This window comes from Caulobacter sp. 1776, from assembly GCF_040545685.1.
In the GTDB taxonomy this organism is placed as follows: domain Bacteria; phylum Pseudomonadota; class Alphaproteobacteria; order Caulobacterales; family Caulobacteraceae; genus Caulobacter.
The window spans coordinates 465,270-478,649 of record NZ_JBEPMI010000005.1; the positions used below are offsets into that span (position 1 = coordinate 465,270).

Genomic DNA, 13,380 nt, shown 5'->3' on the forward strand with positions numbered 1-13,380 from the left:
TAAGCCTGTTTAACCTTACCGCCGCAACCTGCCCAAAGGTCGTTAAGATGGGGTTGCCGAAGGCCGCGTCGGGCGCGTAATCCCGGGCTTCCTTTTGCGGGAGTTGCGGCATGAAGACGGCGTTTATCGGCCTGGGCGTGATGGGCTTTCCGATGGCGGGCCACTTGAAGGCCGCGGGCCATGAGGTCGCCGTCTACAATCGCAGCCCCGAAAAAGCGCGTCGCTGGGCCGAAAAGCACGGCGGCCAGGCCTTCGAGACCATCGCCGAGGCGGTGGCCGGCGCCGAGGTCGTGCTGCTCTGCGTCGGCAATGACGACGACGTCCGCGACGTCGTGGCGCAGGCCTTGCCGGCGCTCGCGGAGGGGGCGGTGGTCGTCGACCACACCACCACCTCGGCCACGGTCGCTCGTGAAATGGCCGCGCTGCTGGCCAAGAGCGGCCGCGCCTTCGTCGACGCGCCGGTCTCCGGCGGTCAGGCCGGCGCCGAGAACGGCCAGCTGACCATCATGGCCGGCGGCGACCAGGCCGCCTATGACCGCGTGCTGCCGGTAATCGAGGTCTACGCCAAGGCTGTCCGTCGCATGGGCGAGGTCGGGTCGGGCCAGCTGACCAAGATGTGCAACCAGATCGCCATCGCCGGCGTCGTCCAGGGCGTGGCCGAGGCGCTGCACTTCGCCAAGCGCGCCGGGCTGCCGACCGACGATGTGCTGGCGGCCATCTCCAAGGGTTCGGCCCAGTCGTGGCAGATGGAGAACCGTTGGCCGACCATGGCGTGCGGCGAGTTCGAGTTCGGCTTCGCGGTCGACTGGATGCGCAAGGACCTGGGCATCGCGCTGGAAGAAGCCGCCCGCAACGGCGCCAAGCTGCAGAGCACGGCCCAGATCGACCAATTCTACGCCGAAGTTCAGGCCATGGGCGGCAATCGCTGGGATACGTCCAGCCTAGTGGCGCGATTGGAGAAGTAATCTGGCGCGGCGAAGCGCGGCTAAAGCCGATTTACGCGCGCGCGCTGGCCCAGATGACAGGCGCTGGGGCGCGGAGTGCGCTTGAACGTCTGGCGATCCACGGATGCTAGGCCGAACGGAACACCGTAGCCGGCCGTCCACTCGAAATTGTCGAGCAGCGACCAGTAGAGATAGCTGTGCACGGGAATGGCGTCGTCCAGGCATTGGCCCAGGCCGTCGAGCGCGGCGTCGATGAAGGCGATGCGGCGCGCATCATCGTTGGTCGCCACGCCGTTCTCGGTGACGTAGATCGGCTTGCCGATCGCCGCATGAGCCCAGCGGATCGTGTTGGCCAGGGCCTGGGGATAGAATTCGTAGCCCGAGAGGGTCAGTTCCGCGCCCGGCGGCGGCGGCTTCATGCCGTGCGCGTCGAACACGAACCGGGTGTAAGTCTGGACGCCGAAGAAGTCGGCATGGCTTCGCGCGACCTCGACCCAGTCGCCATAGAGCTTGCGCTGATAGAGCGTGACCAGGGCCGGATCGTCCGACTGGATGTCCTGAGTGGTCAAGGTCAGGCCCACGGGCAGGTCGGGCCGCGCGGCCTTGATCGCGTCATACGCCCGGCGATGAGCCTCCTGCATGATCGGTGTGGCGATGGCCGGATCGGCATAGGCTAGGCGCGAGAACCGCGGCGAGGCCGTGGCCTTGGCCGCGGCGGCGACCGCCGCCTTGACCGCAGGCAGTGCGGCCTGGAACCCCGGCATCAGGTCGACCAGCAGCCGGATATTGGCCTCGTTGAAGGTCGTGACGGCGTGCATCAGCCCGCCCAGGCGTTCGATTACCTTGCGGCAGAAACGGGCGAATAGGGCCGGGGCGTCGGCCGCCTCGAAGCCGCCGCGCTGGGCGAACCACAGGGGCGTCGTGAAATGGTTCAGGGTCACGATCGGCTTGAGCCCGCGCGCGCGGCAGGCCTCGAGCACGCGGGCGTAGTGGTCGAGTTCGGCGTTGGAGAAGAAGCCTTCGCTGGGCTCGATCCGCGCCCATTCGACGCCCAGGCGATAGCAATTAAGGCCCAGGCCGGCGGCGATCGCGAAGTCCTCGGCATAGCGATGATAGCTGTCGACGGCGTCGCCGGAGCGCTCCTTGAACATGCTGGGCTTGAGGTTCTCCATCAGCCAGGCGTCGCTGTTGGTGTTGCCGCCCTCGCTCTGATGGGCCGAGATCGCTACGCCCCACAGAAAGCCCTTCGGCGCCGGCCGCCGGACCCTGGCGGCATGAGCGGTCGAAGGCAGGGCCAGCGCGGCGGCGCCGATCAGAAGGTCTCGCCGTGCGATGTCCATGGTTTTGGCCTCAAAGAATGGCGGGCGACGCAGGGGCCGCCCGCCAGGCGCGAGGTAGGAACTAGAACGCCTTCTTGACGCCGATCTCGATGGTCCGACCCAGCGGGTTACCGGTCCACGGGTCGTAGCCGAACTCTTCCTGGGCCGGCGGCGGATCGCGGTCGAAGATGTTGGCCACCGTCGCGGTGATCGCCATGTCGCCGTCCAAAGTAAGGCGGTAGGTGAAGTCGGTGGTCACCCAGTTCTTGCCGTCCTCGCCATACTGGACGCCCACGCGCTCGTCCCGGACGGCCGAGACGAAGTTGACGCCGAGGCGGAAGTTCTGGCGGCCCAGGCCGTAGTTGACGCCCAGGTTGGCGCGCCACTTGGGGGCCGCCTGCGCGAAGGTCGCGAAGTTCAGCGTGCCTAGGCGGTCATCGCCGGTCGAGATGGTCACGCCGTCCAGCGTGGTGGGACCGGTCTTCAGCTCGGTCACCCGGGTGGCGGTGACATTGACGTCCAGATCGCCTGGGCCCAACGGCAGACCGTAACGGGCTTGGATGTCGAAGCCCTTGGTCGTCTGGCCGGGCCCGTTGCCATAGCGCGTGGACACCGCCGAGAAGCTTCCGACGCCGCTCATGCCGACCGCGCAGCCGGCGTTGAAGCTGATGCGGGCCAGCAGGGGCTGCTTGGACACGTCGCAGGTAGTGATCGTGCCGCCCGCGCCGTTGAACACCAGGCTGGCGATCTGGTTGGGGTCGGCGACCTGGCCGATCTGGTCCTTCGTACGGATGTCGAAATAGTCGACGATCAGGCGGAAGCTGTGGTCGTCGGCCAGGCCCCGGCTTTGCCAGATCGCCCCGAGATTGGCGGTCTTGGCGGTCTCGGGCTTGAGGTCGGCGTCGGTGATGAACTGGGCCGCCAGCCAGTTGCTGGCCGCCACGGTGTAGGTGCGCGCGGCCACGGTGATCGCGCCCGGCGTCACGCCCAGCGGCGGGGTCTGATAGTTGGTGCCGTACGAGCCGCGCAGCGTCAGCGGGCCCCAGACATTCCACTTGCCCGAGACCTTGTAGACCGTCGCGCCGAGGTCGTTGGAGAACTTCTCCTTACGGGCGGCCAACTGGATGTCGACGTTGGAGAACAGCGGCACCTGCAGCTCGCCAAACAGCGAGTACTGGCTTTGATCGGCCTGAGCCGGGATGGTCGGCGCGAACAGGACGAAAGGCCCCGGCGCGTCGGGCGTGCAGCCCCGGAAGTTCGGGTCGGTGGTCGGCAGGGGATTGGCCGGGAGGTTCGGCGAGCCCGGGCCGTTGGCGCTGGTCGTACCGGCCGGCCATTCGCACTGGACCGTGCCGTTGTTGAACGGGCTGGAGACGATCTGGCGGCTCTCGAACGAGCGGTACTGGGCGCCCAGCGCCCAGCCGACTTCCCCGCCGGGCAGCCTGAGCCCGGACGTTCCATTGAACACCAGATCGGCGGTGAAGTTGTTGGACTTGGTCTCGACCGCGCGCGGGTCGAACATCCAGAGGGAGAGATCCTCGGGGTTCTCGTGGCCGGCGATATAGTTGGGATTGGCCAGGCCGCGCACCGGCTGGCCCTTGAAGGAGGTCGAGAACGGGTTCCACCACTGGCAGCCGTTCTTGCCGGCGGCGGCCGGGTTCTGGGTGCCGAAGCGGGTCGGATCCAGGTCGACGGCCTTGCAGTTGGGGCCGCCAAAGCCGTTCAGGGCTTCTTCCAGGCGATAGCCGATGGTGTCGGCATGGGTGTTGTAGTTGTAGGCGTCGTTATAGGTCAGGGCGAAGTCGTAGCCGACCTTGCGGGCGAACGGCGCGAGATCTCCGAGATCGCCGGTAATGCCCGCCGAGACGCGCCAGACCTTGTTGTCGATCTTGTCGGCCACGCCGAAGCCGTCGCCGCCCGAATAGTACGGATTGCCGCCGTGGCCGAACAGTCGGTAGGTGATCGGGGTGAAGCCCGAGGCGCCGACGATGCCGTGGGCGGCGGCGAACTCGGCCGCGAACGGGTTGGCGATCGGCACGTAGAACTGGTTGACGGCGCCCGTGGTCAAGGCCGGGCCGCGTGACACCGGCTGGGCGGGCGAGCCCATCACCTGCGGCAGGGTCACACGGCCGTACGAGGCGTCCATGTGGAACTTCATGCTGTCGGTGACCTGCGCCTTCAGCTGGGCGTAGAGTCGATAGGTGTCCTGGTTCTCCACCAGCCGGTAGTAGGGGATGTAGTTGTAAGCGCAGGTGAAGGCGTTGTCGTAGCGGCCGCCGACCGCGGCGCAGCTGGCCGGCGTGAAGTCCGAGACGATGCCGCCGAGGTTTGCGCCCCACTCGCCGACGTCCGTGGCGGTGGGCGTGGCGGGCAGGGGGCCGCGCGGCTGCCAGCCCGTCAGGTTGGTCAGGGTCGACCACGGGGCGGCATTGTAGCCGGTTCCGGGCGTCAGCGAGGCCTTGGTGAAGTCGCGCTCCAGGGTGTTCAGGCGCGAGCGGTGCTCGTACTCGGCCGAGACCAGCAGGTTGACCCGGTCCTCGCCGATACCGCCCATCACGCCGACCGAATAGTCGCCGTGCGAGCCTCGGATGTGCTTGTACTGAGCTTGGGCTTGCAGACCGACATAGTGGTCGAGGGTGATGAAGTTGACGACCCCGCCGGTGGCGTCGGCGCCGTAGATCACCGCCGCGCCATCCTTGAGGATCTCGGTCCTCGCCAGGGCGATCGAAGGCACATTGGCGGTGTTCTGGTTCATTCGCCGGCCGTTCAGCAGCACCAGCGTCTTGTCCGCGCCGAGGCCGCGCAGATTGTAGTTCACCGAGCCGACCAGGGCCGGACCGCCGAAATAGTACGACTCGCCCGTCGTCGGGCCCGAGATCGTCAGGCTCTTGGCGAACTCCAGCGCCGTCGGCGAGCCCTGCTTTTCCAGATCCTGTTGCGAATAAACCTCCACGGGGAGAGCGGCGTCGAGCGCCGAGCCCCGGATGTTGGAGCCGGTGACGACGATCTCCTCGACCTGGGTCGACGAGTCCGAAGGCTTTTGAGCGTCCTGCGCCCATGCCGGCGACGCGAGGCCGGCGAACCCAATCAGAAGCGCGGCGCCCGATACGCCCATAAGCCCGACTTTCATGTAGCGAACCCTCCCGTTGAATGAGTCTCTTAACGCTCATTCTCACAAGAGTGAGTGTTGTAGCATCGCCTTGGCGGCGTCAATGATCATTGTTCGGCGATGTGGTCGTAGGCTTCGGGCGGAACAGGCGCCGCTATGGGAACGATTGACAGAAGCGCGCCGCGCCCCGACTACCCGGCGTGTCGGAAAGACCAGGAGGACGGTTTGGCGGAGGATGCTTCGGCGAAGGCGGAGGTCGGGGCGCGACGGCGCACCAAGGCCGAACAGCGCGCCCAGAGCCTCGAGCAGATTCTGGACGCGGCCGAGTACCTGTTCTCGCAGAACGGCCTCTACGGCGTGACCCTGCGCGATGTCGCGGTGCGCGTCGGCATCCACACGACGCTGCTGAACTACTACTTCAAGGACAAGACCAACCTGTTCGAGGCGGTGTTCGCGCGCCGGGCCGGCGTGACGGCCGGACGGCGGATGGTGGCGCTGGAGCAGTACGAGCAGTCGGCGGGCGGCAAACCCACGGTGGAGGGCGCGCTGCACGCCTTTCTCGATACCGACCTCGATCTCTACTACGAGGGCGGCGAGCACTGGATGAACTACGCCGCCTTTTGCGCCCGGGTGAGCAATACGCCCGAAGGCGCGGCCTTGATGGACGAGCACTTCGACCCGGTGGTCCTGAAGCTGGTCGGCATCCTCAAACAGGCCCTGCCGAACTACGCCGACGAGGAGATCTTCTGGGGCTACCATTTCGTCAGCGGCGCGCTGATGAACACCCTGGCGCGAACCGGCCGGATCGACCGGCTGTCCAGTGGTCTTTGCCACTCCGACGACTTCCCGGCGGTCAAGAAACGGATCGCCCGCTTCATGGCCGCGGGCTTCATCGCGCTGAAGGCGTGAAGCCCGCGAACCCTCAGATCTTCTCGGCCCGGGCGAAAATCCTGGCCAACCACAGGAAGAGCCCGATCGCGATCGCGTAGAACGGGACCAGAGCGTAGAGGGCCATCTGCAACGAGTTGTGCGGATGACTAGCCCGGAAGACATCGCTGGCCGCCCCGACAAAGGTCGGGCCAAGACCCAGGCCGATGAAGTTCATGACCAGCAGCAGGAGGGCGCCGGACATCACCCGCTGCTCGGGCCTCACCTCCTCTTGAACCAGCGCCACCGACGAGGACAGGTAGAAGTAGTTCAGGAAGGTCGGGCCGATCAGGAAGACCAGGGCCAAAGGCCAGGTCGGGGCCCAGACGAAGCCGAGATAGAACGGCACGGCTAGCGTCAATGAGACCGCGGGGACCAGGGCGTAGGCGACCTTGGACCTGCGGGTGTAGCGATCGATCACCCGCCCAGAGACGAAGATACCGGCGCTCATGCCGATGCCGACCACCAGGGCGTACCAGACCGCGATCTGGCTCAACACCATGCCCTTCTCGCGCATCAGGAATAGGGTGGTGAAGTTGCCCAGACCGTAGGTCACGAACTGGGTCGCGCCGCTGCCCAGGGCCGCGAGCACCAGGGTTGGGCGGGAGAAGAACATCTTGAACGTCGACCAGAAACCGGCCTTCTGCATCGGGGCCTCTGCCGTCGCGCCGTCCAAGCCGCCGCGCCGAGGCTCCTTCACCATCAGCGGCAGGATGGCCGCGGCGAGCACGCCGACCGCGCCTAGCGCCACAAAGGCGTAACGCCAGTTGAAGGCCGCCGCGATCGTCGCGCCGAACGCGATGCCCAGCGCCGCCCCTACCGGCGGGCCCAGATTGTAGATCCCCAGGGCCGTGCCGCGCCGCCCGGACGGGAAATAGTCCGAGATGATCGCGTAGGAGGGCGGCACGCCGCCCGCCTCGCCGAACCCGACCGTCATCCGCGAAAAGGCGAACTGCCCGTAATTTCGGGATAGACCGCAGGCGATCGTCGCCGCGCTCCAGATCCCGCAGGCGATGGACAGCACCGCGACGCGGTTGGTGCGATCGGCCAGCCAGCCGACCGGGATGGCGATGAAGCAATAGAACATCGCGAAATAGAGGCCGCCGATCAGGCCGAGTTGACTGTCGGTGACGTGAAGGCTGTCCTGGATCGGCTTAGCCAGGATCGACATCAGCTGCCGGTCTAGGAAGTTTAGCACATAGACGAACCAGAGCATCGCCAGGACTAGCCAGGCGCGGCTTCCGACCGGGCCTGGGCGCGGGTCGGCGGACGGGGCGAGGGCGGGGGACTGGGCGCTCATCGGCCGGCCATCCGGGCGGCGTCGGGTCTCGTCTGGGCGCGCGGACGGGTCCGCGGCGGCGTCGCACGCGTGGTCAAAGGTTTCCTCCCAGCTGCCGTTCTTGGAGCTTGGCTTGGTTTGAGCATGCGCCTAATTCGGAAAGGTCGTCAACATTCACGCGCGAGAGAGTGAATGTTGACAGGGGGCGGGATCGGCTGCACCGTGCCCGGACAACGTCGACGGGAAACGATCGGCGCTCGTTCGGGGAGAACGTCATGAAGGCTGGTCTTTTCGCGTCGGCCTGCGCCGTCGCCATAATCACGTTTTCAACACCGGTCTTGGCCCAGACGGCCGACGCCGAAGGTCAGATCAAGGGCGAGCGCAAGGACGCCGAGCTGGTAGGAGAAGTTGTCGTCACCGCCACCCGTCGTCCGGAAAAGCTGCAGGACGTGCCGCTCAGCGTCACCGCCTTCGACCAGAAGGAGCTGACCGCAAAGGGCATCGTCGGCTACGAGGGCCTGGCTCGCCAGACGCCCGGCGTGGTGCTGAACCGGGCCACCGCCAACTTCAACAACTTCACCGCCCGGGGCGTGGCCACCAACGGCTATGGCGCCAATCTGCAGAGCACGGTGGCGGTCTATATCGACGAGCTGCCGATCTCGACGATCGGCAATACCACGGTGCTGGACCCCAACCTGTTCGACGTCGAGCGGGTCGAGTTCCTGCGCGGCCCGCAGGGGACGCTGTTCGGCTCGGGCTCCCTATCGGGCGCGCTGCGCATCCTGACCAAGGCCCCGAACCTCTCCAGCCGCGAGGCCGCCACGCTGGTCGACATCGGCCTGACCGGCTCGGACTCGCTGCGTCAGCGCTACAACGCCATGGTCAACCTGCCGATCATCGAGGACAAGCTCGCCCTCCGGGTAGTCGGCTTTTACCGGCGCGAGGAAGGCTATCTCGATAACCTCGGGACCAAGATCCACAACGCCAACACCCTGGTCGACTGGGGCGGCCGCGCCAACCTGCTCTATAAGCCGAGCGACCGGCTATCGGTGAAGCTGCAGTTCTCGTACGAGAATAGCAACCCGAAGGACTCGTCGCTGATCAATCCGGCTTTGGGGCGCAACAAGCGCGTTTCGGACCGGCCCGACCTGTTCGTCGGCGAGCTGCGCAGCCACAACGCCACGATCGACTATCAATTCGACGGCGCGCACCTGACCAGCTCGTCAACCTATTCCAAGTTCGATCAGAAGTTCTTCGTCGACCTGGCCGGCACGTTCGGCGGCGCCATCGCCTTCGCGCTCGACGCCAAAGGCTATCAGAAGACGTTCGTGGAGGAGGCGCGTCTGGCGTCCGATCCGGGCGGCAAGGTCGACTGGGTGATCGGCGGTTTCTATCTCGATCGCCGCCTGGACGTGGACTACTTCTACCGGTCGAACCCGGCGTTCCTGATCTCGCACGGCATCACGGGCCTGCCGGACGAGTATTATCAGCGCCAATACACGCACTTCAATTCGCACGAGAAGGCGGCTTTCGGCCAGCTGACCTACCACCTCAGCGACAAGGTCTGGGCGACCGGCGGCATGCGCTATGGCCGGGTCGATTCCCAAGGTTTCACCGAGGGCGGCTACAACAGCGCCTACCTGACCAACGCCCTGTTCGGCATCCGCGGACCGCTGACTATCGTGCCGATCGCGCCTGCCACGGGCGTCAAGGCCAAGGGCAGCAAGCCATCCTTCAAGGTCAGCCTGTCCTACAAGCCCTCGCCGGCTCTAACGACCTACGCCACGGTGTCGACCGGCTTTCGCACCCCGGTGGTCAACGCTTTCGCCGGGCGGCCCAGCGCGGTCAATCCCAGCGACCTGATCATCCCAAACGGCGCCTCGTCCGATGACCTGACCAACTACGAGGTCGGGGCCAAGGGGCGGTGGCTGAACGGCGTGGTCTCGGCCAACATCGCCCTCTACCTGATCGACTGGAGCAACATCCAGGTCCAGGCCAACCGCGTGTCCGACAGCGTGCAGTTCGCCACCAATATCGGCGCGGCGCGCAGCAAGGGCGTCGAGTTCGAGATCCTGACCTTTCCCGCCAAGGGCCTCAGCATCGGCCTTAACGGGTCTCTGAACGAGGCCAAGGTGACGCAGCTGACGCCGGCCGAGGCGGCGATCTCCGGCGCGCTTCCCGGATCGCGTCTGGCCTCGCCCAAGGTGCAGGGCGCCCTTTTCGCCAACTACGGCTGGGACCTGACGCCGAAGGCCAAGGCCAACCTGTCGGTCGTGCTGCAGCATGTCGGCTCGTATCCGGGGTCGTTCCCGCGCGTGCCCGGCCAGCCGACGGTGACCAGCCCGACCTACGCGTTCACGGACTCGTACAACAACGTCAACGCCACTTTCGCCGTCGCCATGGGCCAGACAACGATTGGCGCCTATGTCGAAAACCTGTTCGACGACCACTCGGTGACCTACGTCCACCCGGAGGCCTTCCTCGCCAACCGGTTCGCCACCATGCGCCCGCGCACGGCCGGCGTGCGCCTCGGCTATGAATTCTAAGGGGAAGCCGATGAGCCAGTTTCTCAACGGCCTTCTCGGATCGTTCTTCGCCATGGCCTTCGCGGTCTTGGCGATCGCGCCGGCGGCGCGGGCCGGCCAGCCCGTCGTCCACGCGCCGGCCGGCGCGCTTCGCGGCGTCGAGCAAGACGGCCTGCGGGTGTTCAAGGGCGCGCCCTACGCCGCCGCGCCGGTCGGCGACAAGCGCTGGAAGCCGCCGCTCGAGGTTCCGGCCTGGACAGGTGTTCGCGACGCGCTCGACTTCGGCCCGCCCTGCTATCAACCCAAACCCCGCGCCGGCAGCATCTACGCCTCGGTCCTCAAGCCGATGAGCGAGGACTGCCTGTCACTGAATGTCTGGGCCCCGGACAAGGCCAAGAAGGCTCCGGTCTTCGTCTGGATCCACGGCGGCTCGCTGATCGGCGGCTCCAGCAGCGAAAGTATGTACGACGGCGCGGCCATGGCCCGGCGGAGCGGCCTGGTCGTGGTCACGATCAACTACCGCCTCGGCGTGCTGGGCTACATGGCCCATCCCGAGCTCAGCGCGGAGTCGCCGGACCGCGTCTCGGGCAACTACGGCCTGCTCGACCAGATCGCGGCCCTGCGCTGGGTCCAGAAGAACATCGCCGCCTTCGGGGGCGATCCAGCCAATGTCACGGTCGCCGGGGAGTCGGCCGGGGCCTTGAGCGTCATGTACCTAATGGCTTCTCCGCGGGCCAGAGGGCTGTTCCAGAGGGCCATCGCCCAGAGCGCCTATATGGTCTCGACGCCCGACCTGCGCGAGCCAAGGTTCGGCCACGTCCCGGCCGAGGCCATGGGCGCGGCGACCGCGGCCAAGCTGGGCGCCAAGAGCCTGGCCGAGTTGCGGGCCATGGACGCCGAGGCGATCACGACCGCGGCCCTGCTGGCCGGCTTCCAGACCTTCGGCGCGGTCGACGGCAAGATCCTGCCGCGCCAGTTGGTCGACACGTTCGATCGCGGCGAGCAGGCCCGCGTGCCGATCCTGGCCGGCTTCAACAGCGGCGAGATCCGCTCGCTGCGCATCCTGGCACCGCCGCCGCCCGCCGACGCGGCGACCTACGAGAAGGAAATCCGGGCGCGCTATGGCGACCTCGCCGACGATTTCCTGAAGCTCTACCCGTCGAGCGATGTGCCCGAGAGCGTGCTGCTGACGACTCGCGACGCGCTCTACGGCTGGACGGCCGAACGGCTGGTCGCCAAGCAGACGGCCGTCGGCGCGGCGAGCTACCTCTACCTGTTCGACCATGGCTATCCGGCGGCCGACGCGGCGGGGCTGCACGGCTTCCACGCTAGCGAGCTGCCGTACGTGTTCGGCACGCCGGACAAGACGCCGCCGGCCTGGCCGAAGAGCCCGGACACGCCCGCCGAGGCCAAGCTGTCGGCGGCGATGATCGATTACTGGACGTCCTTCGCCCGCAACGGCGCGCCCAAGGCGGCCGGCCAACCGGTCTGGAAGCCCTACGGAACCGAGCGAGCCTACCTTACCTTCGCCGACGCGCCCCAGCCGGGCGTCCACCTGCGGCCGGGCATGTACGAGCTGAACGAGGCCGTCATGTGCCGCCGCCGTGCGCGCGGCGACACCCCTTGGAACTGGAACGTCGGTGTCGTCTCGCCGCCGCTTCCCGCCGGAGTTTCTCAGTGCCGATAGTTGACGGTGAGATGCAGGCCTTCGCCCTGACGCTCGACAAGTTTCTGGATCACGCCGCCAAGTGGCGACCCAATGGCCAGGTGGTCACCGCCCGGGAGGGCGGCGGCGCGGACCGCATCGGCTACGCGGACCTGCGAGACCGGGCCCTGCGCGTCTCGTCCGTGCTCGAGGGCCTCGGGGTGGAGAAGGGCGATCGCGTCGCCACCCTGGCCTGGAACAGCCAGGCCCACGTCGAGGTCTGGTTCGCGATCATGGGCATGGGCGCGGTGTGCCACACGCTGAATCCGCGCCTGACGGCCGAACAACTGGTGGCGATGGTCGTTCAGTCCGAGGCCAAGGTGCTGGTCGCTTCGGCCGATCTCGCGCCGATGGCGCGCGAGATCCTGGCGCGCGCGCCCGGTATCGCGCGGCTGCTGGTCATTGACGCCGCTGCCCCAGCCGAAGATCTGCTGGAGCCGTTGATCGCCTCCACGCGGCCGGACGCGATCTGGGGCGATTTCGCCGAGACCGCACCGTGCGGCCTGTGCTTCACCTCGGGCACCACCGGCGCGCCCAAGGGCGTCACCTATACCCACCGCTCCAGCTACCTGCACACGCTGCGGATCCTGCAGGCCGACGTGATGGCGATCTCGGGCGGCGACGCCGTCCTCGCGGTAGTGCCGATGTTCCACGCCAACGCCTGGGGGCTGCCGTTCGCGGCGCCGGCCGTCGGCGCCAAGCTGGTCCTGCCGGGCCGCCAAACCGACGGCGCCAGCCTGGCCCGCCTGATTGCCGCCGAGGCGGTCACGGTCGGGGTCGGGGTGCCCACCGTCTGGCTGGGCCTGGTCGAGCACCTCGAAGCGACCGGAGCGGATTTGCCGTCGCTGAAGCGCATCATCGTCGGCGGCGCGCCGATGGCCCCTGCCTTGATGGAGCGCATCGAGACGCGGCTGGGCGTCACGGTGCAGACCAGCTGGGGCATGACCGAGCTGTCGCCCTCCGGCACGGTGGCGCCGCTCGGCGACCCGTCCCGCGCGGCGTTGTCGGGCCGTCCGGCCGTGGGCGTGGATCTGTTGCTGACCGACGCCGACGGGCTGGCGCTCCCTGAGCAGCGTGAGGTCGAGGGCCACCTGCGGGTGCGCGGGGCGGCGGTGATCCAGCGCTATTTCGGCCACGACACGCCGGCGACCGACGCCGACGGCTGGTTCCCGACCGGCGACCTCGCGCGCATCGACGCCGACGGCAATCTGATGATCACGGGGCGGGCCAAGGACCTGATCAAGTCCGGCGGCGAGTGGATCAATCCTGCTGAGATCGAGGCCGTGGTCGGGGCTCTGCCCGAAGTGTCCCTGGCCGCCGTGATTGGCCGCTCCGACGCCAAATGGGGTGAACGGCCGATCCTGCTAGTCGAGACGCAAGGCGAGGTCAGCGACGAGGCGCTGCTGGCGCCGTTGCGCGGGCGCGTGGCGTCCTGGTGGATCCCCGACGCCGTCTACCGGCTGGCGCGCATGCCTCTGGCGTCGACCGGCAAGATCGACAAAATTCGGCTGAGAACGGAGTACGGCGGCGGCTGACGGGTCGTCCGTCCACAGCATCAGCCCCTATCGCAAC

Annotated in this window: 8 protein-coding genes; 5 read left to right on the forward strand and 3 right to left on the reverse strand. The window is 67.4% G+C overall.

Annotation, left to right across the window (positions count from 1 at the left end; all coding sequences use genetic code 11):
* Window positions 1-110: 110 nt before the first annotated feature.
* The gene (locus ABIC66_RS16030) at window positions 111-965 is read left to right on the forward strand and encodes an NAD(P)-dependent oxidoreductase (protein ID WP_354071257.1); all 855 of its coding nucleotides are present in this window, start codon (window positions 111-113) and stop codon (window positions 963-965) included.
* A gap of 20 nt (window positions 966-985) precedes the next feature.
* Here the strand turns inward: ABIC66_RS16030 and ABIC66_RS16035 are convergent, their stop codons facing one another.
* Window positions 986-2,284: a glycoside hydrolase family 1 protein gene (locus ABIC66_RS16035; RefSeq protein WP_354071258.1), complete on the reverse strand. Its 1,299-nt coding sequence runs from the start codon at window positions 2,282-2,284 to the stop codon at window positions 986-988.
* Window positions 2,285-2,345: 61 nt separating this feature from the next.
* Window positions 2,346-5,393 (reverse strand): TonB-dependent receptor domain-containing protein, encoded by a 3,048-nt coding sequence (locus ABIC66_RS16040; RefSeq protein ID WP_354071259.1) that lies wholly within the window; start codon window positions 5,391-5,393, stop codon window positions 2,346-2,348.
* A gap of 204 nt (window positions 5,394-5,597) precedes the next feature.
* Between ABIC66_RS16040 and ABIC66_RS16045 the strand changes: the two genes are divergently transcribed.
* Window positions 5,598-6,281, forward strand: a complete 684-nt coding sequence (locus ABIC66_RS16045; RefSeq protein ID WP_354071260.1) for a TetR/AcrR family transcriptional regulator — start codon at window positions 5,598-5,600, stop codon at window positions 6,279-6,281.
* A gap of 13 nt (window positions 6,282-6,294) precedes the next feature.
* On the opposite strand, the gene ABIC66_RS16050 is transcribed toward ABIC66_RS16045, so the two are convergent.
* On the reverse strand, window positions 6,295-7,599 hold the full coding sequence (locus tag ABIC66_RS16050; protein ID WP_354071261.1) for a spinster family MFS transporter: 1,305 nt from the start codon (window positions 7,597-7,599) through the stop codon (window positions 6,295-6,297).
* A gap of 254 nt (window positions 7,600-7,853) precedes the next feature.
* Between ABIC66_RS16050 and ABIC66_RS16055 the strand changes: the two genes are divergently transcribed.
* From ABIC66_RS16055 to ABIC66_RS16065, 3 genes are read left to right on the forward strand one after another with little or no spacing between them, the layout of a single operon-like run.
* Window positions 7,854-10,124 carry a TonB-dependent receptor gene (locus ABIC66_RS16055; RefSeq protein WP_354071262.1) on the forward strand — a complete coding sequence of 757 codons (2,271 nt, stop codon included), beginning with the start codon at window positions 7,854-7,856 and terminating at the stop codon, window positions 10,122-10,124.
* 10 nt (window positions 10,125-10,134) lie between these two features.
* On the forward strand, window positions 10,135-11,790 hold the full coding sequence (locus tag ABIC66_RS16060) for a carboxylesterase/lipase family protein (RefSeq protein WP_354071263.1): 1,656 nt from the start codon (window positions 10,135-10,137) through the stop codon (window positions 11,788-11,790).
* 11 nt (window positions 11,791-11,801) lie between these two features.
* Complete coding sequence (locus tag ABIC66_RS16065) at window positions 11,802-13,343, forward strand: AMP-binding protein (RefSeq protein WP_354071300.1); 1,542 nt, start codon at window positions 11,802-11,804, stop codon at window positions 13,341-13,343.
* Window positions 13,344-13,380 lie beyond the last annotated feature (37 nt).